A 25382-nucleotide genomic window follows, 5' to 3' on the forward strand; every position below is an offset into this window, starting at 1 on the left:
ATCTTCATTCGGCAACAAAAAAGCGTGCAGACGGCATCCTGACAGGATAGCGTTCTGCACGCTGTATGCAACAAACATTTACGGGGCTTTCTTCTGCATCTGATCCAAACTCTTGAACTCGTACCCCCGGTTCTTGGCTTCGTCAATGATCCGCCCAAGCGCCTCGGTATTGTCCTTGGAGATCGAGTGCAGCAGAATCACAGCGCCCGGGTGGAGCTGCGCGGTTACCTTATCATAAGCATACTGCGCACCGCGCTGGGACTTCACGTCCCAATCCATATACGCGAGCGACCAGAAGACATTGGTATAACCCAATTGTTGGCTGGTCGCCAACGACCGCTCATCGAAAATGCCGCGCGGTGTACGCAAATATTTCATATCCGGTTGGCCGGTTATGCGCATAACCTCCTTCTTCACCCGCTCCAGTTCCTCGGTTAGCTTCTCTGCCGAGATCGTGGTCACATCCGGATGATTCCAGGAATGGTTGCCGATAATGTGTCCCTCCGCCGTCATCCGCTTCAGCAGATCTTCCTGTGTCTTTACGTAGTGTCCGGTCACGAAAAAGGTGGCAGGCACCTTCTTCTCTTTGAGCGTATCCAGGATACGGGAGGTATATCCGTTCTCGTATCCGTTATCGAACGTAAGATAAAGCTCCTTCTGCTCGGCATCGCCCATGAAGATCGCGCCGTATTTTTGCAGAAGCTCCTTAAAACCCTCCTCATTGATGGAAGGCAGCTGGCCATTGACACTTTTTTTGAATCCAAAATGAAACGGACCGCTTCCTACTGCCAAAGCCGCTCCCGATATGGACAGCATCACCGCCAAGCTCATCAGAAGCGCAAAGGCCGACCGAAGGATATCGCGTTTCTTCATATCCGTTCTCTCCTTCTTGTTGTGATATGGATTGATTCCCCTCATGAAAGACGTACAAGGGTTGCATCACCTAATATCCCACAAATCGGAGCAAACTATGTGCTAGCCAAAGAAGGCCCTGTCACAGGATGTAGCAGGGTTTCACGTGATCTTGATCAATCGGCCTTTCTGGTGACTTTGCAGTGCATACTCAATCATACGGATGACATTACGGGCTTCTTCAGGCTGAACGGGTAACGGGCCATCCTTAAGAATCGCTTCAGCCAAACCCTGATAAAAGGCCTGATAACGTCCCGGCAGCGTCTCAATCTCGCCCTGAACCGCCAGCCCGCTCAGCTCAGTAGCAAGCTCCCCGTACTGGTCCGGCTGGTCTTCACCCCAGCCCGCATCCCCCGGGTGCATTCCCTGCTTCAGCTGGCCTTCCTGAGGGTCTGTTCCATATTTCAGGAAGCTTCCTTTATCCCCGTGCAGCTCGAATTTTGGGCCGGCTTGCCGGACCAGCGAGCCGGAATGCAGAATAACGCGAAACGTTTTGTAACCCAGCACCAGGTGAAAATAATCATGGGTTTTGGACCCTTTGCGCTCCGTTCTCAAATCCGCCCACAGCGTCTCCGGCAGACCGAACAGGAACAGCGCCTGATCAAGCAGATGCGAACCCAAATCGTACAGGATGCCGGACCCGGGAATCCCCTGTTCCCTCCACCGCTCCGATTGCACTTCCGGACGGTAACGGCTGAACTGCGATTGATAAATGGATAGCTTCCCGAGCGCTCCCGTCTCCAGCAGGTTGCGGACGGTCAGAAAGTCATTGTCCCAGCGGCGGTTGTGATATACCGTCAGCAGAACTCCCTTCTGCTTCGCCAGATCAATCAGCTGGTCCGCTTCTGCGGATGTTACGGTAAACGGCTTCTCGACGACCACATGTTTACCGGCCTCGATGGCTAACCGAGTATATTCGTAATGCGTTGCATTCGGACTCGTAATGATGACAACATCAATATCCGGATTAGACAAAAGCTCATCCACGCTATCGACAACCGCCGTATCAGGCAAATCATTATGAACCTTGTCCGGATCTGATGACACGACCGTGTGGACTTTGTAATCCGGCACGCTTCTCAGGATAGGTGCATGAAACACCGACCCGGACAGGCCGTAGCCGATGATTCCCGCTTGTATTGCCATAAAGCAAGCCTCCTCTTCCCATGGTTCTATGTTGATTCGATATGTATCGCTTTGATTCCTTGCAACATCTTAACATTCCGCAAATATTTTACAACCTCAAATAATACAGCCGCCTGCACATTTATCACTGTGCAGGCGGCTGCTCAATTGCCATTGCAAAAGATAACCTGGAGACCTCTACCGGCTTAGCAGATTTTAGTAAGGGTCCGCCTCATGGCCCATGCGGTTAGCATCCTCAACCGCCTGCTCCCGGTCGGGCTCGTTCGAGCCCTTTCTGGCCTGCTCGAGTCCTTCCCGTACGCGGCGTCCATATTCCTCATCCGCATTCGTAAAATATTCCACCATCTTGTCTTGAATCCGGATATCACATTGGATGAGCGCACCCACCAGATTGCTAATCAAGTCGTTTCGCTCCCAATCCTCAAAGGCTCTGTACGTATCCCCGGCCTGCTTGAAGTCCAGCGGACGGTCCAGCTTCTGCCGGACGAGGTTGGCATCATAATGGGGCTGATGCGGTTTTGCGGTCTGCGAGGCTTCCACTAAACCGTCGGTCATGGAAGGCTCGTAATCCACATGCGGGCTTTGCCCTGGTGCCTTATCCACGTAATAAGACATCTGCCCGCCGCGCTGGTTGGTAGCGACCCGCTTCTTCGGCGCATTGATTGGCAGCTGCAGGTAGTTGGTGCCCACCCGATGCCGCTGGGTATCCGAGTAAGAAAATGTGCGACCTTGGAGCATCTTGTCGTCCGAGAAATCGAGTCCATCCACCAGCACGCCCGTGCCGAAGGCCGCTTGCTCCACTTCGTTATAGTAGTTCTCCGGATTGCGGTTCAGCACCATTTTGCCCACCTTCAGGAAGGGGAATTGATCTGCCGGCCACAGCTTGGTTGCATCAAGCGGATCAAATTCCAGCTCCGGATGTTCATCATCGCTCATAATCTGAACGCATAGCTCCCATTCCGGATAATCCCCGCGTTCAATGGCCTCATATAAATCCTGTGTTGCGTGGCTGTCATTCATGGCCTGGATCTTGTTTGCTTCTTCCTGCGTGAGGTTCTTAATGCCTTGCTTGAGCGGCTCCCAATGGTATTTGATCAGCACACTATGGCCATCTGCATTGACCCATTTGTATGTATTCACACCTGAGCCCTGCATTTGGCGGTAGTTAGCCGGAATGCCCCATGGGGAGAAGACAAACGTGATCATATGCGTCGCTTCCGGGGAACGGGATACAAAGTCGAACATGCCGACTGGACCCGGAACGTTGGATACTGGATCCGGCTTGAACGCATGAACCATGTCCGGAAACTTGAGCGGATCGCGGATAAAAAATATTTTCAGGTTATTGCCAACCAAATCCCAGTTGCCTTCTTCGGTGTAGAATTTCACGGCAAACCCGCGCGGATCCCGAAGCGTTTCAGGTGAGCCGGAACCGTGGATAACGGTTGAGAACCGGACAAACACCGGTGTACGCTTGCCTTCAACCTGAAACAGCTTGGCCCGGGTATACTTCGAAACAGGCTCATCGCCTACTTTCCCGTATGCTTCGAAGTAACCGTGAGCTCCAGCACCCCGTGCATGCACGACGCGCTCCGGAATGCGTTCCCGGTCAAAGTGCGTGATCTTCTCCAGATAATGATAATTCTCCAGGGTCATCGGACCCCGATTCCCTACCGTTCTCACATTCTGATTATCCGAAATAGGATGTCCCTGACGATTAGTCAGCGTATCCTCCCGCTCCGTCTCGCCGCGGTTCTGGGCAAAGCCTTCCCGACCTGGGTTCGTTCCATTATTACCATCATGTTCCTGGCCACTCACGAATGTCATTCCTCCTTGGATATAAGGCTTGTAAAATGGTTCTCTTATTATGGATATTATGTCCAAGGCGTGAAAATGTATGAAATGCCCCTTAATTTGAAACAAACTTAATCCTGCTCACCCAATAGAGCGCGGGTAAAGCTGATCCATTCCCTGACGGCAAAGGACAGATACCGGTCCTTCCTCCAGATCATTCCGAGCTGCCAGGGAATGGACGGGTTGTCCAGCGGCAGTATCGTCACGCGCGAAGAATCGATTTCCTTACAGATCGTCTCTGGCAGCAGTGCAATGCCCAGATTGGCGGCCACCATGCCGCTGATGAGATCCCACTGCGAGCTTTCATAGACCACCCTTGGTTCGAAGCCCGCGCTGACGCATTCGCGGATGATCCGGTCATGCAGCGTAAAATCCTCTCGAAACAACACAAATGCCTCGTCGGCTAGCTCATTCAGGTGTACATGATCTCTGCCTGCCAGCCGGTGGGACGGGTGGAGTAGCAGATTCAGCTTCTCTTTCACAAAGGAATAATAGTGGAATACATCCTCATTGACCGGCAGCACCGCGACTCCGATATCGGTCTGACCGCTTTCCACATCCGCTTCGACCTTCTTGGCGCCATCCTCAATCAGCTGAATAGTAATCTTCGGATATTCCCGGTGGAACTGCCCGATCACCTCAGGGAAAAAGCTTGAGCCTACCATAGGTGGAAGCCCGATCCGAAGATGGCCGCGCTTCAGGTTCATGAGATCCTCCAGCTCGGCCGATACCCGCTGAAAGGAATCCACCATCTGCTGCGCCTGCTGATACATGATATGACCCGCATCCGTCAGCTCAATCCGCTTGCCCTGCCGGTAGAACAAGGTTACGCCCCACTCGTCCTCCATGTTGCGAATCGTTTTGCTGATCGTTGGCTGCGTAATATACAGCTTCTCGGCGGCCTTGGTGAAGCTTTGGTTCCTCGCTACCTCAAGAAAATACTCCAGGTGCCGTATATCCATCCGATATTCCCTCCGGTTTCTTCTATGTATAGATAAATGGAATGCATCTCATTCGATATATGCATTTTACCTATGAAAATTATCGTTGTAAAATTTCATTAACAATGAAAATAAAGGAGTCCGGTCATGATCAACATGTTGAAAGGAACACTCCAAGTGGCCGGTTTCATGCTTCTTTCCTTAGGGATGGATCAACTGGCCGCTTGGCTGAATATAGGGATTCCAGGCAGCATTCTCGGAATCGTTGTGTTGTTTATACTTCTCGAAACCAAAGTCCTCCGCCTGGAGTGGATTGAGCTTGGCGCCAATTGGCTGCTCGCCGAATTGCTGCTGTTCTTCATCCCTGCAGCGGTCGGCATCATGAAATATTTCCCAATGCTGGAGGCCGAAGGACTCCAGATTCTGGCCGTGGTTTTGTTCAGCACCGTCATTGTGATGGTCAGCTCTGGACTGACTGCCGGCTTCATCTCATCCAGAAAGGATCGTAAAACATCATGAACATCCTGCTGACGGTCATTCTCGGTTTATTGTTGACGGTCGGGATTTATGGGGGAGCCAAAAGACTTTATCGCCGCCTGCCAAAGGTCTATTTATCGCCGCTCCTGATCACCCCGGTACTGATTGTTGTGATATTGACACAAACAGGGGTATCCTATGAATCATACAATGAAGGAGCGCAGTGGATCAGCAAGCTGCTTGGACCGGCTACAATCGCTTTTGCCGTGCCTTTGTACAAAAACTTCCAGACTCTTAAAAAGCATGCGGCCGAAATTATGCTCAGCGTGCTGACCGGATCGGTACTGGCCATGTTATCCTCTGCAGTTCTTGCTAAATGGATGCACCTGAACAGCTCGCTGGCCACCAGTCTCGTCCCGCGCTCCATCACAACGCCCATTGCCATGAACGTCTCCGAGGTCATTGGGGGCGTGCCGAACATGACCGCCGTCTTCGTTATTATGACCGGGATTCTAGGCTCCATGATCGGGCCCGCGGTCATGCGAATCTTCCGGATTCGGGGCGATATTGCACGTGGTGTGCTGTTTGGGACCAGCGCCCATGGAACCGGCACCTCCAAGGCATTCGAATTCAGCTCCCTTTCGGGAACGATCTCCAGCATTTCGATGATCGTCGCTGCTCTCTTCACCCTCGGAACCGCACCGCTGATCATGTCTTTTCTTTATTAATATTTGCTAAGCCCCTGACAAAACCGGCGATGGCCGGTTTTTTCGTTGTCTTTTTTGTGTTGTTATAAGAAGCTTATGGACTTACTTTAACTCTTTGACAACCTCCTCCGAAGAGGTCATAATTAGTTCTGTTCATTCATTTTGTAAAATAAATGGTATACAGAATGTATATCAACAGTAAGAATAACGTCTATCGATTCTTAAATAACGAATGGCCGCTGGAGTTTTCGGAAATAGGGTTACGGCGGCATTGGAAGGAAGGCGATACAGGTGTTCTCCACCTCGCGGTTTCGGTTAACGATTACGAAGCCTTTTATATTTTTCTCTGTCATTATGCTGCTCAAAAGTTACCTGGCCTGGATGGTCATTTTTGATGATGTTATGCCATGGAAACCGCTCATTACGGAAATCCCTTTTATTTGGCTTGTGTTCAGCTTAATCGAATGGTTCGCTTCCAAGCGAAAGCTCGCTGCCTATATGAGCGTTAACTTATTGCTAACCGCCATATTCTTTGCAGCCATTATGTATTATAAATATTACGGTGTCATTGTTACGTATCACGCGCTGGAGCAGGTCAACCAGGTAACCGCGGTAAGCAATAGCGTATTCTCCTTGATGGACCCTTACTATCTGTTGATCTTTACGGATATCATCGGTATGTTTTTTCTATTATGGCGCAGTGATCGCGTTAAAAAATGGAAGATTCGGCATGCCAAGAAAGAAAAGCGCAAAATCATTCCTATTGTTTTTGTCGTCTCTTTAATGCTGTGCCTATTCCAGATTATGCCGAACCGCGCAAGCATGAACGAAATCGTGAAGGCGCAGGAGATGGGCATTCTTAATTATGAGGCCTATACGATTTTCCAACAGGAGAACAAAGAGCTCGTGGATGCCAAGGCCATCACGCAGGATAAAGTCAACGAATTGAAGGGTATCGGGGCGTCTGATCAGGAAGCTGTGCTCTCGGGTGCAGCCAAAGGGAAGAACCTGATCATCATCCAGATGGAGTCCTTCCAGAATTTCCTGATCGGTTTGAACATTGATGGCAAGGAAATTACGCCAAACTTGAACAAACTCGCTAAAGAGAGCTTATACTTCCCGAACTTCTACCAGAATGTCGGTCAAGGAAATACCTCGGATGCCGAGTTTGTGGTGAATACGTCCTTCTACATTCCGCCGCGGGGAGCGGCAACGCAGCATTATGCGGACAGGGTTCTACCCAGCCTGCCGAGGTTGCTGCAAGGGGAAGGTTATGATACAGCCACTTTCCACACCAATGTGGTGGAATTCTGGAACCGCGGAGAGCTGTACAAGGCCCTCGGGTTCAACCGTTATTACGATAAAGCGTTCTTCGGTGATGAAGATAAACTGTTCTTCGGTGCCTCGGATGATGCCCTGTATTCCAAAACATCGGCCGAGCTGAAGAAGATGGACGATGCCGATAAACCGTTCTATACCCAAGTCATCTCCATGTCGGCTCACCATCCGTTCACGATTCCCGAAGATAAATATCGGATGACGCTGCCGGAGCGATATGAAGGCACCTTTGTCGGCGACTACATCCGCTCGCAGAATTACGCCGATGATGCGCTTGGTAAGTTCATTGAGCAGCTGAAGAAAGACGGCGTGTGGGATAACAGCCTGGTTGTTCTCTACGGCGACCACCTTGGACTTCCTATATATTCCTTGGACAACAAGGATAAAGAACTGATGCATGAAATTTACGGCCGTGATTATAACTCCGGAGATATGATCAATATCCCGCTTATGATCCATGGAGAAGGCCTTAAGCCGGAAGTGAAGGAGCAAATCGGAGGGCAGATCGACCTCCTGCCGACGGTGGCCAACCTGCTCGGCGTATCGATGGACAATCAGCTTCATTTCGGTCAGGATCTGTTAAACAACACTGATAATAACTTGCTGCCGGAACGGTACTACCTTCCTTCCGGTACATTTATCAACAATACGACCCTGTACATTCCGGGAATCGGCTTTGAGGATGGAACCAAGCATCCGCTTCCGAACTCGGACGAGAAGAAGACCCAAGCTACCAAAGAAGAATTCGAACGCTCGCTGCAGCTGCTCCATCTGTCGGACAGCTATATCAGACAGCTGCCATACCATAAATAGTTCGTTGCTTAATAGGACAACTCTTTCGGATAATCGGAGGGTTGTCCTTTTTTGCTTGGCAGAGAATGCCGGAAATCCTTGATATATAAGGGTTTATACAGCCGCAGGCAACGGTTATTTGACATAGTGGCTTACTTTTTCTTATGATTAATAGCAATATACCTTGTTTTGAATACCGCATTCGTGGTGAAATTACGTACAACAACTTAAATGACTCATACTCATACGCTGACCATTAAGCCATATATTTTTCATGAACAAATCGATTATGAATTGTAGGAGTGACGATCCGACTTGGACCCCATACGAAGGACAAACAGAATTATATGTTCAACACTTGGCCTTCTTCTGATTGCTTCCGTTACGCATGTTCCCCTGGTGGACATCACCGATTCCGCTGCCGCTACGCAGGGATTGGAAGCGTCTGAAGGAACTCTTCCATCGCCAACGCCGGTACCCAAGAGTCCGGAACCTGTTCGGTTGATGCTGGAGTCAAAACGCCATGTGTATCTGCTTTCCTTGCATAACGTTACATCCCGTACCACGGATACCGATATGTTTCTGCTCCTCAAGCACATGATGCTAGACCCTTTAAAATTCCGGTCGAATTATGTTGACAGCCATGCATAGTAAGTGATGGTTATTAAAAAACTAATTCGGATCAGATAAAAAAGGATGTGTTTTGTTTGGATGACAGTATAGGCTTAAATTTATTCTTAGTCGCTGTGCTTATCGCAGCTACCGCTTTTTTCGTTATGACGGAATTTGCTATCATAAGACTTCGTCCCAGCCGGGTAGACCAATTGGTAATGGAAGGGCGTAAAGGCGCGCTTGCCGTCAAAAAGGTAACTTCGAATCTGGATGGGTACCTGTCTGCGTGTCAGCTGGGAATTACCATCACGGCACTCGGTCTTGGTTGGCTCGGGGAACCGACCATCGAGAAAATTCTTCACCCGGTGTTTGATAGCTTTTCCATTCCTGCTGCTATCGCATCGCTAATCTCATTTTTGCTTGCATTTATTATCATGACTTATATTCACGTCGTTATCGGTGAACTTGCGCCGAAGACGATTGCTATTAATAAAGCGGAAGCCGTGTCGTTCATCTGTGCGACACCTATTATCTGGTTTAACCGGATCATGTACCCGTTCATCTGGTTGCTGAACGGATCCGCCAACAAGATCGTTCGTCTGTTCGGCATGCATCCCGCCAGTGAGCACGAAGAAGCTCACTCGGAAGAAGAACTCCGCATGATTCTGAGCGACAGCTATGAGAGCGGAAAGATCAACCAAGCCGAATACGGTTATGTAAGCCGAATTTTTGCTTTTGATGATATGCTTGCCAAGGAGATTATGGTACCCCGTACCGATATGATCTGCCTGTATGTGGATAAGCCGCTTGCCGCCAATCTGCAAATCATCAAGCGCGAGCAGTACACCCGTTTTCCGGTTGTACGCGGTGACAAGGACCAGATCGTCGGCATGGTGAACACCAAGCAGTTCTTCCTGGAGTTCGATGACAATTCCAACATCGACTTGACCAAGCTGATTCATCCGGCAATGACGGTATCCGAAGCGATTCCGATCAAGAAGCTGCTGCGGAAAATGCAGCAGGAAGGCACGCATATGGCCATCCTGATCGATGAATATGGCGGTACCTCCGGGATGATCACCATTGAAGATATTCTGGAGGAGATCGTCGGCGAGATTCGCGACGAATTCGACGAGGATGAAGAACGCGAGCTGACTCAGCCTGAGCCGAACCGCATTATTGCCGACGGCAAGGTATCCATTAACCGGATCAACGACCTGCTTCACACCGACCTGAGTACCGATGACCTCGATACGATCGGCGGCTGGCTGTACGGTCATAACTCCGAGCTTGCCAAAGGTGATGCATGGAGTTACGGTGACCTGAAGTTTACCGTCATCGAGAAGAAGACTCACCGCTACACGAAGCTGCAAATCGTTAAAGAAACAGCGGAAACAGCAGCGGAAGAAGCAGCTGCCGTCGCGGCTGCAAGCGAAAACAACGAATAGATAATAGATAGCCAAGCCGCCATGCAGCCATTACCGGGTTATGCATGGCGGTTTTTTTGTATGCGGGAATGATATTTTAGCACTTTAACAAGTTATAACTCTGCTGTAATATAGAAATAATCTAATTTCATACATATGGGGGGCAGCAAGTCATGAATCGTCAAATCGCTATCATTGGAAGCAGCGGCGGCAATCTGTACAATCTCGGCGGCAAAGACCCGCTCAAGCTGCTGGATGAAATATTGATGCAGCTGGAGAGCGCAGGCCTATCCTGTGGGGCACTGCAGTTTATTGCTGCCCAGGTCTCCATGGATGCAGCCAAGGATACAACGCCTGCCACTCTTTACAGCTGGAGCATCTCTCAAGGAGAGCCGGTCGTTATCGCCGAGGGTACGCTTCAGCAGGTCAATCAAGCGGCTGAACGGCTGGACCGGGAGATTGCCGAGCAGATTGAACTCGGCGAAATCGACGGCATCATCGTTATGAGTGCCGACCCTGAGGGCAGCAACCGGCACGCCATTGAGGCTGCTGCCAAGTTCCGTCTGCCAGTGACCGGTACTGGCGGAACTTCCATGGCCATCATACAAACCAAAGGCGCGCATGTCATCGCCGCCTCGGGTACAACCGGAACCACCAATCGAACCCGTGCGGTCACCTTTGTCACTTCCCTCAGCAAGCATTGGCGTCTTACGTACCGGCCGGTCATCGGAAATGCAACCGCGAACCTTCACGGGGCTTCCGGGAGCTCGTCGCCATGGCGGCGCATCAATATTCGCGGCATTATGATGGCATCCCTCCCCGGTTTCATCGGCATGGCCCTGATCCTCGCGGTCAGCAAGATCCCGGGGTTATCCTCGCTGACCGAGGTGTTTGATCTATTGATCAAGGCGCTGCCGGTCATCGTCGCTGTCATTGCAGCCAAACAGGTATCCGAACTGGACGAGGTATCCATCGTGGCAGGCATCGTGGCAGGTGTCCTTTCCGTCGAAGGGGGCATTATCGGAGGCATCATTGGCGGAATTGGCGCAGGTATCATCGTCCATTACATATTCCGTCAATGCGTGGAATGGCGTTTCCCTGCAACCACGGTCAACATTGTTGCAGGCGGTATATCGGGTCTGATTGCCGGGTTGCTGGTTTACTTCCTCATTGCGCCGATTGCGCTGAGTGCAGGGCAAGGCATCCGCTTCCTGATCGAAACCCTTGTCTCCTGGAGCCCGGCCATAGCCGGGTTGATTGCTGGCCTGCTGATCTGGCCCGCGATCATTGGCGGCGTCTATCATGCGGCCATCCTGCCGATTGTACTGCTGGAGATGGAGACGACAAGCAACAGCTTCCTCGGCGCGGTCGATATGGTCGGTCTGGTGATGGTGTCCGCAGGAATCACGCTGGCCAACATTATCGCCCCACGGGATAAGGGAGAAGCGGCCGTAGCGGCTCCCGGGTTTGCCATCAATATGGGTTTTGGCACTTTCGTTGAAGCTGCCTATCCCTTCATGTTTTCGAACAAACTTGTGTTTGCTGGGGCAATTGCTTCCGCAGGTCTTGGTGGCATGCTCGTCGGTTTATTCGGCGTTCGGGGAACTGCCTACGTGCCTTCCTTCATCGGTCCCATCACATCGAATAACACCATTGGCTTCCTGATCTCTATGGCAGCCAGCATGCTCTGCTCATTCCTTATTACGTTCTTCGTAAACAAACTGTCCGGTTATCGGGATGCGAAGAACACTATGAGTATGTAGTGAGTTTGTAGTACATGGTCAATTCCAATATGCAAGATTTTAGCTAACCATTTAGTCTCAAAAAGAGTTTATATAATAGATAGGCTCCTAAGTTAGATGCCTATCCCAATCGAAAAACGGAAGGAGGTTATCATGATCGTGAAATTCAGAAGCCTATCGCTGTTCGCGCTGACAAGTGTCCTGCTAGCCGCTTCGCTAATCTGGAACAGCGAACAAGCAGCCGCTAACGATGCCGAAGACTATTCCGTGATGGCGGCAGGCACGCCCATTACGAACGTTCTTGTTCACAAAGGCAAAGCGTACGTTCCGCTCAAGTCCTTAGCCGATGCAATGGGGTATGAGATTTCCTATACGTTGAAGGAGGAGTTGGACAACTTTCATCAATATGACTTAAAGGCTGCGAACAGTCCCGCGGTATCGATATGGGGCAACGACAAGTGGGGATATACGATCGTTCGGCGGGCAACGCAAGAGATGAGCGTGAACGATATCGACATTTACAAGCCAGCCAAGCTATGCCCTGAAGAATCGGACCATTGCAAGCTCGATGAACGTAAGTACGAAGGACCCCTCTTCATAAAGAAAACCCTCTACGTACCTGTCCGAGACATGGCCACAGCCTTAAATCTGAAGCTGACCGTGACGCAAACCCAGAAAGGGCGCAGCATTCATCTGTCCAAGCGCTAAAGCTCCCATTTATCTACTCCCCTAACGAATACTACTTAAAAAAAGCCAGGCAGAGTCACAAACTCTGCCTGGCTTTTAATCGAATAGAGGCAATCCAGCCTTCAAATTCTTCATTCCAGTTCTCTGATCTCTATGTCATCCGCGGACGTGATTTTCGAAATATCAAACTCTCTGAAACTATGGGTGCTCTCTTTCCCATTCATATCAAAATCCTGCTCGATCTTCTTCACACGGTCCGGCGTCTTCAAATCCGCCCCATAATATTCAATGTGAAGGTCCGTCTCCCCCTGTACCGTCACCGATGGCAGCCGCCGAATCAGCTCCAGCACCCGTTCCTTCTCTTGCGCCAGATTGTCTGCCGTCAAATCCGCGAACACGATTAAACTGATATTCTGACTGACATTTCCGTCGGCATTTGCGAGTTGGTTATAATCACGCTCAACCGTGTCGAAATCCAAGTTGACATAAGCATCCGCAAACGCCTGGTCCGGATAAAGCTCAGCCAACAGAGGTTTCAGCTGGTCTCTAAGCTGTTGTCCCCAAAGCAAATTCAAATATGTATCTTCCGATATGACAGGAGGGCTGGCATCATTGCTGCTAATCGTGAATTCCAGCTCAGGTGACTGTACCGGATGGGCTCTCAGATTGTATGTGCCGATGGCCCAGGTATAGTTCACGTCCGTTACTTTAAAGGGTTCGTTGTACTTCTGTTCCAAATAGGACTCTGTCGCTTCCTGGACCTCTCGTTTCTCGGCGGCCGTCTTTATGAACGGAGCAGATCCCCAAGTATACCCCGCGTGTATGGACCCGGCGAACAGGGCAAGTCCGATCACCGTCCGCACAACGATTTTCCACGGAGAGGAGAGTTGGCGCCTCCGCTTCTCATCGAACATCGGTTTCTTGGGTGATCGGTAGTTGAAGTAAATAACCGGTATAATCAGACCTATAATATGAATCCCAATGGCGAGCGGACCCAGAATCAGGCCCAAAAATCCTAATGTCATGAAAAAAATAAACAAAGCCGCTCCCTGAAGCGCTATAAGCAGCGTTCCGCCTATAATCATGCCCGGCGTCCCGATATAAAACATCCCGAGCCCAGTGCAGATCAGAGAGAGCAGCGTGGCAATCCATTGATGTTTCTTCAAGTTATCATCCGTCCTTCATGCAAATGGTTTGTGAATCATGGTCAGATCCTGACACACCCTATTATAACCGCTGTAGAGCTTGGAAAAAGAAAAATTTCGATCGATATGCTCTCACAGAAGGCCACGTAATAAGAAAAAGGTTGCCTTGCAATCATCAAATATGGTTCAGTTCGCTAAAATTTGATCATTCTATAATCTAAAAACCAAAACCCACTTCACCGTAGTGAAATGGGCTGGGGGTTCAACCGAGGCCTGTTTTCCGATCAAGCTCTAAACCTTGGACCCTACTCCTTCGGATGGATCATTTCTTCCGGACGAACGATCCGGTCAAAATCCTCTCCGCGGAGCAGTCCGCTTGCCAGAGCCGCTTCACGAAGCGTTGTCCCTTCTTTATGCGCTTTTTTTGCGATGGCCGCGGCATTCTCATATCCGATATGCGGGTTCAGCGCCGTCACCAGCATCAGTGACCGCTCCATGTTCGCAAGGAGAACGTCAAGGTTGGCTTCGATGCCGACCGCGCAATTCTGGTCGAACGAATCCATGGCATCCGACAGCAGGCGTACGGACTGCAGGAAGTTATAGATGATGACCGGTTTGAAGACGTTTAGCTCAAAATTACCCTGGCTTGCTGCAAAACCGATCGTGGCATCGTTGCCCATCACTTGGCAGACTACCATCGTCAGTGCCTCGCTCTGGGTTGGGTTCACTTTCCCCGGCATGATGGAGCTGCCCGGTTCGTTGGCAGGGATCGAGATCTCGCCAATCCCGGAACGGGGACCGCTTGCCAGCCAGCGAACGTCGTTGGCGATTTTCATCAGATCAGCAGCCAGCGCCTTTAGCGCCCCATGGGCAAATACAATCTCGTCATGGCTGGTCAGCGAATGGAACTTGTTGCTAGCGGACGTGTAGCTTTTTCCGATCTGCATGCTGATTTCGGCAGCCGCCATTTCTCCAAATTTAGGATGCGCGTTAATACCGGTACCGACGGCAGTACCGCCAATAGCCAGCTCACGCAGCGGTTCTACGGCGGAAGCCAGCATCAATTCACACTTCTCCAGCATCCGATGCCAGCCGCTGATTTCCTGTCCGAGGGTCAGCGGTGTTGCATCCTGAAGATGCGTGCGGCCGATTTTGATCAGATCCTTATATTCATCGCTTTTCTTCTCCAGCGTTTTCTTCAAGCGGCGCAGTGCGGGCAGCACATGATCTTCCACGGCCACGACCGCAGCCATGTGCATCGCTGTCGGAAACGTATCGTTAGAGCTTTGGGATTTGTTAACGTCGTCGTTGGGATGAACGCGCAGGGCGCTGTCTTTTTGCTCAAGCAGTTGATTCGCACGGTTCGCAATGACTTCGTTCACGTTCATATTGGACTGTGTGCCGCTGCCGGTCTGCCAAACCACCAGCGGAAAGTGCTCATCCCACTTGCCGGCCACAATCTCGTCGGCGGCGGTCGTAATCGCATCCACTTTGTCTGCATCCAGCTTACCAAGCTTGCCATTCACAATGGCCGCGCTCTTCTTCAATATCGCAAATGCCCGAATGATTTCCTTCGGCATCGTTTCGGTTCCAATCCGGAAATTCTCGGAACTGCGCTGTGTCTGCGCTGCCCATAGCTTATCCGCAGGCACTTTAACCTCACCCAGGGTATCCTTCTCAATACGATAATCCATCCCAACTTCCTCCTTTGGCTTCCTTGAATTTAAGCGCTTAATATTCCATCTCCCCTATTATGACATAGACTTGCCCAAGAAAAAAACAGACGGGATGAACGGCTTTGGCTGCCTGGCTTAAAGCACTGGCTCGGCTGCCTTCTTGGCTCGCTTACTCACCGTCACCTCATACGAAACAACGCGGTTATCGAACGATTCGCTGCCGCTTCTTCAATCAAGCTAACGATAATATTCCCGCCTTACAACAGCCACTCAAACCAGCGCGCATGCCCATCCGTCCGTGCCACCGTAAACTGGCTCGGCACACCTCCGAGAATATAATCGGCATGGAGATGCTCATCCTCCATATTGTTGTAGACATGCACGATATCGCGGACGCTTCCGATTTCATTTAAGTGATGCAGCAGTTTTTGCTTAGACGCCTCCGGAATCTGATTAGCCACATGCGTATGAAATACGCAAATGACGGCCTCCTCCGGGATGCTCCTCACGATTTCGGGAAGCAACGCGGTCCCATCCCCTTCTCGGAACTGTATCCCGGACTGCTGCTTCAATACCTCCGCCACATGCTCCAGCATGGATACCCTGTCGTGATTACCCGGCCAGATTAAAGACCGCAGCCACAACAAATGCTCCGGGTTTCGCACGTCATTCACATGCAGGTCGATCCCCATCCGATAGACGACCGGGGGACTGGAAGCCAGCAGGAACGGCGTACGGCTCCCCCTGATCTCCGATGTGATATGAACCTTTGACCCCGCTAGGCCGTAACTCTCCGCGTCCCCATAGGAATAGCTGTATTGATCCCACAGCAGCTGCAATCCGGCACTAGTTCCAAGCTCCACCAAGGCAAGCGGCTTACGGACCTTGTCATAGATCGAGCAGAACACCGGATACAAATACGCACAGCGGCGGACTTCGTTCGTTTGTACCCGTTTACTCTCCAGTATCCCGATAATGGCTGCCTGATGCTTCAGCACAAATGAACGAAAATGGGGATAACAGGAGCTCATTTCCTTCGGATGTTCCACAAGGCCGGGGTAATACGCCCTCAGCTCCGGCCCCTCACCCTGGAGCAGCAAATATTGAACTGCGCCAAACAGCATATTGGGTACAGGCTGGCCTGCAGGAACAAACGCAGCGACTTGCAGCACCTCTTCATCATCGGCTATATGGCGCGACAAATACTCATAGAACACACTGGAGCCCGGACATTCCCGCTCAGCAAAATGACGAAACACGTTGACCATCCGTTTATGAGCCACCTTACATCACACCCCTAAAGTTGTAATTAACCTTTATCCTGCTTAAGACTAATGTTACATCTTTCCAGGATGCGCGTGGATTTGGATCTTTTATCAGGCTCATTAAGAAAAATAAGATGGAGACAAAAAAAGAACCGACCCTAAATGAACTGCACCCCAATTGTTAGGTCATGTCTAACAATTAGGGGCATTTCAAAAGGGCGGTTCTTCTACTAAGGATGCTGTTGTTGTCTAGACTGCCGGACGATCCAATAGATACAAGTTCCGATACCGCGGATAGCGCTCCATCAGCTCATCGTGGGTACCCCGCATAACGATTTGGCCGTCTTCCATGAATAGGATCTCATCCATGCGCTCAACGCCCACCAGATGATGCGTTACCCAGATCAGCGTCCGGTCCTGCAGACTGGCGAACATAGTGGATAACAGTTCCCGCTCGGTTTTGGGATCCAGCCCGACCGTCGGTTCATCCAGAATGACAACAGGCGTCTTCTGCAGCAGGATTCGGGCCAAAGCCACGCGCTGGCGTTCTCCCCCGGAGAAACGCTGTCCGGCTTCCTGCATACGGGTGCGGAGACCCTCCGGAAGGGAAGCAACCAAAGGTTCAAACCGCGCCAGAGCAACCGCGTCCCGTATTTCGGCCTCCGTGGCATCCGGCTGCCCGAGCCGAATGTTGTTCATTAGCGTTGTATCGAACAAGTGCGGACTCTGATTCAATACCGAAATAACGGAAGATATCTCATCGCCAAACCGCGCAGCATCCACTCCGCCCAGGGTAAGACTTCCCCCTGAAGGTGCCAGCACGCCCTGAATCAGCTGCAGCAGGGTGGATTTACCGGCACCGGAACGCCCTATAATGGCTACCTTGGCCCCAGGAGGAATATCCAGGGATACATCCGTTAATGTAGACCCTTCCCTACTCGCATCGGATCGTTCCAGCCCGGATTCGCCGCCTGCTGCCTGATCATAACGGAAGCTGACGCCATCCGCCTTCACATGGACACCGCTGCTTATGACAGATTCGATCTCTCCCTTATTCAGCTGTTGCTCCAGGTTCCGCTCCCCTTCAGATGCATCTGCGCTTTCTATCGCCTGAAGTCTCGCGACCGATTGGCCGTACTGCGGAATCCGCTCCACGGCTTCGGATACCGGCAGGAATGCGTCCATTAACGGGAATACAACCAGCACAAAAGCCGCGATCAGCGTAACATCGATCGAGCCGTCCGCATACTGCCGTCCTGACCAATACACCATCGATACCACCGTCACGGCAACCACGCATTGAGCGATAAAAGCCCGAAGACGCGACCAGCGCTTAAGGGAGCGGTCGGTCCGGTCGACCTCGGCTTCATCTGCCTCATAACCGGTCAGGAACTCCGTCTGCCTGCCGCTGACATACCATTCATGAATACCCAGTACCGCGTCGGTTAGCTTCTGGTAGAGGTTGCTGCGGGCCTGCTTCATCTCCCGGTTCTTCCGTTTGGTGAGCAGCAGGGAAACCAGTGGCAGCACCAGAATCAGCACCGCTACATATAACGCGAGCAGAAGGGCAAATGCCGGGTCAAACAGGCCGACGGCCAGAATAACCCCGACGTATAACACAAGCGCCACAATCGATGGAAAAACCGTTCGAATATAGACGTCCTGCAAATACTCGATATCATCAGAGAGCACGCCCAGCAGATCCCCGGTGCGGTACCGGGAGGACAAACGGAGGGCTTGCGGTTCCAGAATGCGGTACAGCCGCAGACGCATCTGGGACAGGATGCGAAGAATCGTGTCATGTCCCACCAGGCGCTCCACGTAATGGATGACCGCGCGTCCGATGCCGAAGGTCCGAACCCCTACGGTCGGCACGTATACCATCAGGATATTTTCCGGTCGCAGGGCGGACTTGGAGATCAAATACCCGGATGTGAACATCAGCATCCCGGCGAACAGGATCGTGAGCACGCCAAGCATCACAATCAGCAGAAAGCGCCAGAAGTTTGCCGTTACGTAAGGCCGAAACCACGATTCCTGCTTCATTGTACTCCCTCCATCTGCGATGTAATTAATCCATAATAGACACCTTGCCGAGCGATAAGCTCCTCATGGGTTCCCGTTTCCGCCACCCGCCCCTGATGCAGAACGAGGATGTGATCCATATCCTGCATCCAGTGCAGTCTGTGCGTCGCGAGGAATACCCACTTATCTTGAAAAAGGGACAGCATCGTCTCCTTCAGCTCGTATTCCGTCTCGATATCCAAATGGGCCGTCGGCTCATCCAGCAGCAGAACCCGCCGGCCGCCGAGCAGCGCTCTGGCCAAGGCCACGCGCTGTGCCTGACCGCCGCTTAAAGCGCGTCCGCCGCCGCCGATCATCTCCGCGAGTCCGCCGGGTAAGCTCTTCACCAGATCCGACAGACCCGCCGCTTCGACCGCTGCTTCGACTTGCGCTGTTGACGCCTCCGGCGCATAAAAGCGCACATTATCCGCTAGGGTAGCACCGAATAAATACGGCTGCTGCGGCATATAGGTGACCTCGGTCCGCCACGCCCGCCGGTTCCAGTCCTCCAGCTTCACGCCGTTTAGCTCCATCATCCCGGATGTTGGCGCCATGAATCCGCCTAATAGCTCGATGAGCGTGGATTTGCCGGCCCCGCTCTCCCCGACGATACCGATCTTGCGTTGACCCGGTATCCGGAAGCTGACATTCTCCAAGGAAGCCGGCCCCAACTCTTCGTGCCTGAGGCCGATACCGGACAGCTCCAGTACGCTGTGGTTATCCCATTGGAATCGCAGCTGCGGCGGATTGGGCTCAGGCGAATTATCTTTAATTTTAAATGTTAGGCCTGTTTGGGTCGTTGCAAGCATTCCTGTCGTTGCCATCGCAGTGTCAGCCGCTCCGGTTGATCCCAACGGGCCTGCGCCGTTGTCCGAACCCTCTGCGCCAACAGCATCATCACGATCGGCGGAACGCCCTTTCCGGGCCTCCTGAATCATGGATTGCATCGCTTCCCCTGCCTGCTTACCATCCAGCGTGGCATGAAAGTCCGCCCCGACCATGCGCACCGGCAGGAAATACTCCGGTGCCAGGATCAGGATAAGCAGCGCGGGCAGCAGCTCCAGGCTGCCGTTAATGAGGCGTAAGCCTAAGTTTACCGCAACAGATGCCACGGACAGCATCGTAAAGAAATCCAGCGCGAAGGACGACAGAAACGCCACGCGCAGCGTCCGCATAGTAGCTGCTCGATATCCCTCGCTGACCTGCTGTATGCTCTCGCTGTGCTTGCGGCTCTGTCCCAGAAACTTCAGGGTACTCAGACCTCTCAGCGAATCTACAAAATGATTAGACAGCATCCGGTAAGAATCCAGCTGCCGCTCGGTCTGCTTTCTCGCGGCAAGTCCCACGAGGATGAGAAATACGATCAGGATCGGCATGGTCACCAGCAGAATAATGCCCGAAATCCGGTCCGTCATGAACACGTACAGCCATACCAGAGCCGGGGTAATGCTCGCCCCCATCATGCGCGGTATGGTCAGCTCCGCATATTTGCGGAACTTGCCGATGCCCTCCAGCACAAGCGTAACCACATTGCCTGTTCCTTCCGACCGGACAAAGGACGGCCCCTTCCGAAACAGCTCATCCAGCAGCTGCTTCCTCAGGCTCGTGCCCGTCTCCTCGGCAAAGCGCTGTGCGATTCCTTGCTGCACGGCTGAGATGCCGTGGCGTGCCAGAAATGCAAGCAGGAACAAGGCAATGGTCTCCCCCTGCTCCTGCAGCGTTGATCCGGCAAACAAGGCGGATATGGCTTCCGCCAGCCACTTGGCTTGCAGGAGGATGGCCATGCTCTGTGCCAGGGTACATACGGCGACAAGGAAGAATACCGTCTTGGCGCCTTTGTATCCCAGCAGATCTTTTCCCATCAGTACTCCAGATGCTCCTTCTCATGTACCCGTTTGTGGAAAACGAAGTAACTCCAAATTTGATAGCCCAATACGAATGGCAGCAGCGTTACCGCCACAATCGTCATAATCTTGAGAGAATACGGTCCGGAGGCCGCATTATAAATAGTCAGGTCAAATGCCGAATTGATGGAACTGACCATCACGCGCGGGAACAAGCCCACGAACACGGACGTTACCAGCAGGGCGATAACCGCCCCGGTCATCCCGAAAGCCCAGCCGTCCCGCTTGATGTTCATGAAATATCCCCCCAGCAGGAATGCGAGCAGAGCCAGCACCAGCAGCACGGTTAACACCACGCCACGCTTCTCGAAGACATCGGTCATGAAATACGTCATCACCCCGAATGCCACGAACAGGGCCGCTACGGGAAGCAGGAGTCTCCGGGCCATACGGCGCGCCCGTTCCTGAAGATCCCCCATCGTGCGCAGTGTTGTGAACATTAAGCCATGCAGCAGGCAGAGCATCACCATCGTCAGCCCGCCAACCACAGTATAGCCATTCACAACATCAAACAATCCGGCATGCATCTGCATCTCTTCGTTAATCGGGAGCCCCTGAATCAGGCAGGCAAAAACAACGCCAAGCAGGAATGGCGGAAGCACGCTGCCGGTGAAGATTGCACCGTCCCACACCCGTTTCCAGCGAACATCGCCCACTTTGCCGCGGAATTCAAAGGCCACCCCGCGTCCGATCAAGGCCAGCAGAAGAAAGACAAGCGGAATGTAGAAGCCGCTGAACAGCGTAGCATACCAGTTCGGGAAGGCGGCGAACATCGCGCCGCCCGCCGTCAACAACCAGACCTCGTTAGCATCCCAGAACGGGCCGATCGAGTTGATCAGCACCCGGCGCTGGGTATCATTTTTGGCCAGCAGCTGCGTGGACATCCCGACCCCGAAGTCGAAGCCCTCCAAGAAGAAGAACCCGATAAACAATACGGCAACGAGCACAAACCACAGTTCGTTAAGAGACAGCATTGTAGCCCTCCTTATTAAACGGATCGCTTGCGTGGTGGTCATCTTCCTCCGCCGCATACGGTCCTTTCTTAATGACTTTGATAAATAGATACGCCATGACGGCTGCCAGCACCGCATAAATGGCGGTAAACATGATCAGCGAGAACAGGATCGATCCTGCGCTGACGTTCGGTGAAACACTGTTCTCCGTGGTGATCAGTCCGAATACCGTCCACGGCTGCCGCCCGATCTCCGTCATAATCCACCCCGACGTGTTGGCGATGAACGGCAGCGAAATACCGAACAGCATCAGTCTGAGGAACCATTTGCCGGCCTTCTCGACCTTTTTGCGCAGCATGAGCCATGCTCCGTACAACCCCAGCAGAATCATGATGCTGCCTGCGGCCACCATAATCCGGAAGCTCCAGAATGTGGTGCGCACAGGAGGGATATAATCTCCAGGTCCATACTGCTGTTCGTATTGCGCCTGCAGCTCCTTCATCCCGATGACTTCACCGGAAAACTTGCTATAGGACAAAAAGCTGAGCAAATAGGGGATTTTAAACTCCATCGTGTTCTCCTGTTTATCCGGATCGATGGCCGCAATGACCGTCCAAGCCGCAGGATCGTCACTCGTTTCCCATAGGCTCTCCGCAGCGGCCATCTTCATCGGCTGCGTATCCACCAGGTACTGCGCCTGCTGGTGACCGAATACCGCAACCAGAATGGAGGTGATGAGGCCAATCACGATGGCGATATGGAATGATTTCTTAAAGAAATCCAAATCTTGCTTCTTCATTAGTTTGTAGGCACTCACACCTGCTACGAGGAACGCCCCGGTTGCCAGTGCCCCGAAGATCGTGTGCGGGAACTCCACTAGCAGCTGACCATTCGTAATCAGTGCGAAGAAATCATTCATCTCCGCCCGCCCATTGTTCATCTCGAACCCGACGGGACGCTGCATGAATGAATTCGCTGCCAGAATCCAGAAGGCGGACATCAGGGTCCCGAAGGACACCAGCCAGATACTGAGCAGATGGACCTTCTTCGATAATCGGTCCCAACCGAATATCCATAGTCCGATAAACGTCGACTCGAGAAAAAACGCCAGCAGCGCTTCGATGGCAAGTGGTGCGCCAAACACGTCTCCGACAAACCGCGAGTAATCCGACCAGTTCATGCCGAACTGGAATTCCTGCAGAATCCCTGTCACAACCCCGACCGCAAAGTTAATCAGGAACAGCTTTCCCCAGAACTTGGCCATTTTCTTGTATACTTCCTGGCCTTTGACAACATACATCGTCTCCATGATGGCAATCAGAAACGCCAATCCGATGGACAACGGTACGAAAATAAAGTGAAAAATGGTTGTCGATGCGAATTGAATTCGCGCCAGCATAACCGGATCCATATTAAGATACCCCTTTCTTTAGCTCACGTGATCACTTCAAATTTGATTCTTTTTGTATTGTCGCAGACCACGCCCTTAAGGATTGTGATAAACATCACAATATCAGGGCTGAAACTGGGGCAAAAAGTTATAAATTTGTGACGAAAATCACTAAGTAGGCGGTGGAATATGTGAGGATTATCAATTGGAACATGGCTTGCGGCATCCGCTCACAGGCCAAGCCCGGTATTTACGCACCAAAAAAGCAGGTTCGCCCTCAGGCCAACCTGCTTCGGTTTATGCTGCAATCTTATTGAACCGCGCCAATCTCGGTCTCGATGAGCTTGAATTCCGTTACGTCTGCGATCCCGCGGTTGGTAATGCGGATTTCCGGAATCACCGGCAGCGCAATCAGCGAGAAGGTCATGAACGGCGCATGGATATAGCATCCAAGTTCCTTCCAAGCCTCCTCCAAGGCAGCGACTTCCTCCGCTACGATCTCAACCGGACGGTCCGCCAGCAAACCGGCAATCGGCATCGCCACTTTCGCCAGCACCTTGCCGTCCCGTACCACGATCATGCCGCCTCCACACGCCGCCAGCTCATTTGCCGCGAGTGCCATATCCTCGGCATTCGTACCCATCACAAGCAGATTGTGGCTGTCGTGCGCGACCGTGGACGCAACCGCGCCGGACTTGAGCTCGAAGCCGCTCGCAAAACCGAGCGAGATTTGTCCTGTCGTGCCGTGGCGCTCAATGCATGCCAGCTGAACCACGTCCTGATCCAGGTCTGGCTGGATCACCCCTTGATGCACGGTAAGCACCGCCGTCATTTTGGCGGTACGGGCGCTGTTCTCGATGACGCGGACCACGTTCACTTCCGTACGTGCGGCATCGAATTTGCTGCGCAGCAGAAAGTCATCCGCAGTAAGCGATCGCTGCAGCCGGACCGAGTTAAACGCTTTTTCCGGGTATTGATATACCGGGAACGCCTTCACGAGTCGGCCGTTCTCGGCAACCACTTCGCCATCCGTGATCACAACGGAAGGTACCATGCTTTTCAGATCATCAATCAGCAAAATATCTGCCGTTTTGCCTGGCGAAATGCTGCCAAGCTCCATGTCCATGCCGAAATAACGAGCCACGTTGATCGTTCCCAGCTGGATCGCCGTAACCGGGTCCACGCCCTCTTCCATAGCGCGGCGGACTACATGGTTCATGTGTCCGAGTCTCAGCAGCGTCTGCGGATACACATCATCCGTAACCAGAGAAATATTGTCTGTTCGCACCTTATCTTCCGTTATGACCTTAACAACTTCCTTCACATCCTGCCAAGCCGAACCCTCACGGATCATCAGGTGCATGCCGAGGCGAACCTTCTCCAAAGCCTGCTCTCTGGTTACCGTCTCATGGTCGGAGCTTACGCCGGTTGCCATATATGCCTGCAGCATCCGGACATCCTCTGCCGGAAAATGTCCTGTCACCGTCTTGCCCGCACGCAGCGTGGCTTCGATCTCCCCGCTCATGGTCGGATCGCCATACACGACGCCCGGGAAATTCATCACTTCACCAAGCCCGGCAACACCGGGCCATGTCAGCCCTTCCTCAATGTCGGCTACGCCCAGCTGTGCGCCAGCATCCTCCAGATCAAAGGTCGACGGTACACACGAAGGAACGGTAGTGAACACCTTCATCGGCAGCTGCTGCCCTTCCTCATGCATCCAGCGCACACCCTCCATGCCGAATACGTTGGCAATCTCATGGGGATCCATATAAACCCCAGTCGTTCCGCTAACGATAGCCGCCTTGGCAAACTCGGTCACGGTGAGCATCGTGCTCTCCACATGCATATGACCGTCGAGCAAGCCCGGCGAGATATATCGGCCATTCGCTTCGATGACCCAAGTCCCTTCCCCAATCGTATGATCCGCGTTGCCGATATAAGCGATGCGTCCGGATGCCATGGCCACGTCCACCTGCTCCTGAAGCTCGCCTGTAAACACATTCACCAGCGTGCCGTTCTTGATGACCAGATCGGCAGGCTTCTGTCCTAACGCAACTTTTCCCAGCTGCCGGCTAACCTCGTATCGTTTCTGTCTCTTGCTTGAACTCATGATGATTGCACGCTCCCCTTTTTTTAAGATATCAGAAAGTGTAAACTTCGAAGCTTGTGACTTCCTGATATCGCAATAAAAACTTCTTCTAACTGCGGTCTGTCACCTGTGAAAGTGCGTTGATAGACGTTTTTCTTATTATGAACGGTAAGAATACAAAATCGATCCGCTGTATAACACGCCAAACACCCCGGGCAGCGTATCTGCCCGGGGTGCCTGTACTTATATCCATAGAGG

At 52.2% G+C, this 25382-nt stretch carries 20 protein-coding genes; 8 read left to right on the forward strand and 12 right to left on the reverse strand.

Annotated features, from left to right (window positions below; genetic code table 11):
• Positions 1-78: 78 nt before the first annotated feature.
• The 4 genes from pdaA to cidR all read right to left on the reverse strand — a co-directional run bounded on the left by pdaA (position 79) and on the right by cidR (position 4874).
• Entirely contained in the window at positions 79-873 is a 795-nt protein-coding gene (pdaA, locus tag CRG97_RS30850; protein WP_098749304.1) for a delta-lactam-biosynthetic de-N-acetylase, read from the reverse strand.
• Positions 874-1014: 141 nt separating this feature from the next.
• Positions 1015-2058: an oxidoreductase gene (locus CRG97_RS30855; protein ID WP_098749305.1), complete on the reverse strand. Its 1044-nt coding sequence runs from the start codon at positions 2056-2058 to the stop codon at positions 1015-1017.
• Between the two features lie 195 nt (positions 2059-2253).
• The gene (locus tag CRG97_RS30860) at positions 2254-3876 is read right to left on the reverse strand and encodes a catalase (RefSeq protein ID WP_098749306.1); all 1623 of its coding nucleotides are present in this window, start codon (positions 3874-3876) and stop codon (positions 2254-2256) included.
• A 107-nt stretch (positions 3877-3983) separates the two neighbouring features.
• Entirely contained in the window at positions 3984-4874 is an 891-nt protein-coding gene (cidR, locus tag CRG97_RS30865; RefSeq protein ID WP_098749307.1) for a cidABC operon transcriptional activator CidR, read from the reverse strand.
• Positions 4875-5000: 126 nt separating this feature from the next.
• Between cidR and CRG97_RS30870 the strand changes: the two genes are divergently transcribed.
• From CRG97_RS30870 to CRG97_RS30900, 7 genes are all read left to right on the forward strand, one after another.
• Positions 5001-5372: a CidA/LrgA family protein gene (locus tag CRG97_RS30870; protein WP_098749308.1), complete on the forward strand. Its 372-nt coding sequence runs from the start codon at positions 5001-5003 to the stop codon at positions 5370-5372.
• Entirely contained in the window at positions 5369-6058 is a 690-nt protein-coding gene (locus tag CRG97_RS30875; protein ID WP_098749309.1) for a CidB/LrgB family autolysis modulator, read from the forward strand. Before CRG97_RS30870 ends, CRG97_RS30875 begins: the two co-directional genes overlap by 4 nt.
• 270 nt (positions 6059-6328) lie before the next feature.
• Positions 6329-8188: an LTA synthase family protein gene (locus CRG97_RS30880; protein ID WP_098749310.1), complete on the forward strand. Its 1860-nt coding sequence runs from the start codon at positions 6329-6331 to the stop codon at positions 8186-8188.
• Between the two features lie 294 nt (positions 8189-8482).
• Entirely contained in the window at positions 8483-8818 is a 336-nt protein-coding gene (locus CRG97_RS30885) for a hypothetical protein (RefSeq protein WP_098749311.1), read from the forward strand.
• Between the two features lie 56 nt (positions 8819-8874).
• The gene (locus CRG97_RS30890; protein WP_098749312.1) at positions 8875-10227 is read left to right on the forward strand and encodes a hemolysin family protein; all 1353 of its coding nucleotides are present in this window, start codon (positions 8875-8877) and stop codon (positions 10225-10227) included.
• A gap of 152 nt (positions 10228-10379) precedes the next feature.
• Positions 10380-11969 carry a PTS sugar transporter gene (locus CRG97_RS30895; protein ID WP_098749313.1) on the forward strand — a complete coding sequence of 530 codons (1590 nt, stop codon included), beginning with the start codon at positions 10380-10382 and terminating at the stop codon, positions 11967-11969.
• Between the two features lie 132 nt (positions 11970-12101).
• Complete coding sequence (locus CRG97_RS30900; RefSeq protein ID WP_237566626.1) at positions 12102-12656, forward strand: hypothetical protein; 555 nt, start codon at positions 12102-12104, stop codon at positions 12654-12656.
• Positions 12657-12766: 110 nt separating this feature from the next.
• Here CRG97_RS30900 and CRG97_RS30905 read toward each other — a convergent pair whose 3' ends face one another.
• From CRG97_RS30905 to CRG97_RS30935, 7 genes are all read right to left on the reverse strand, one after another.
• A complete protein-coding gene (locus tag CRG97_RS30905; protein ID WP_098749314.1) occupies positions 12767-13801 on the reverse strand; it encodes a hypothetical protein in 1035 nt (344 codons plus the stop codon).
• 284 nt (positions 13802-14085) lie between these two features.
• Positions 14086-15474: a class II fumarate hydratase gene (fumC, locus tag CRG97_RS30910; RefSeq protein ID WP_098749315.1), complete on the reverse strand. Its 1389-nt coding sequence runs from the start codon at positions 15472-15474 to the stop codon at positions 14086-14088.
• A gap of 239 nt (positions 15475-15713) precedes the next feature.
• Positions 15714-16724, reverse strand: coding sequence for a DUF2332 domain-containing protein (locus CRG97_RS30915; RefSeq protein ID WP_202619035.1), 1011 nt, complete (start codon positions 16722-16724; stop codon positions 15714-15716).
• Positions 16725-16970: 246 nt separating this feature from the next.
• On the reverse strand, positions 16971-18767 hold the full coding sequence (gene cydC, locus CRG97_RS30920) for a thiol reductant ABC exporter subunit CydC (protein ID WP_098749317.1): 1797 nt from the start codon (positions 18765-18767) through the stop codon (positions 16971-16973).
• The gene (gene cydD / locus CRG97_RS30925) at positions 18764-20647 is read right to left on the reverse strand and encodes a thiol reductant ABC exporter subunit CydD (protein WP_098749318.1); all 1884 of its coding nucleotides are present in this window, start codon (positions 20645-20647) and stop codon (positions 18764-18766) included. The genes cydC and cydD overlap by 4 nt, the downstream gene beginning before the upstream one ends.
• Positions 20647-21663, reverse strand: coding sequence for a cytochrome d ubiquinol oxidase subunit II (cydB, locus tag CRG97_RS30930; protein WP_098749319.1), 1017 nt, complete (start codon positions 21661-21663; stop codon positions 20647-20649). The genes cydD and cydB overlap by 1 nt, the downstream gene beginning before the upstream one ends.
• On the reverse strand, positions 21650-23053 hold the full coding sequence (locus CRG97_RS30935; protein WP_098749320.1) for a cytochrome ubiquinol oxidase subunit I: 1404 nt from the start codon (positions 23051-23053) through the stop codon (positions 21650-21652). Before CRG97_RS30935 ends, cydB begins: the two co-directional genes overlap by 14 nt.
• Positions 23054-23223: 170 nt before the next feature.
• On the opposite strand from CRG97_RS30935, the gene CRG97_RS34065 reads away from it, so the two are divergent.
• Entirely contained in the window at positions 23224-23349 is a 126-nt protein-coding gene (locus CRG97_RS34065; protein ID WP_272914382.1) for a hypothetical protein, read from the forward strand.
• On the opposite strand, the gene ade is transcribed toward CRG97_RS34065, so the two are convergent.
• Complete coding sequence (gene ade / locus CRG97_RS30940) at positions 23343-25145, reverse strand: adenine deaminase (protein WP_098749321.1); 1803 nt, start codon at positions 25143-25145, stop codon at positions 23343-23345. The genes CRG97_RS34065 and ade overlap by 7 nt on opposite strands.
• Positions 25146-25382 lie beyond the last annotated feature (237 nt).

It is taken from the genome of Paenibacillus sp. EZ-K15 (assembly GCF_002573715.1).
In the GTDB taxonomy this organism is placed as follows: domain Bacteria; phylum Bacillota; class Bacilli; order Paenibacillales; family Paenibacillaceae; genus Paenibacillus_AQ.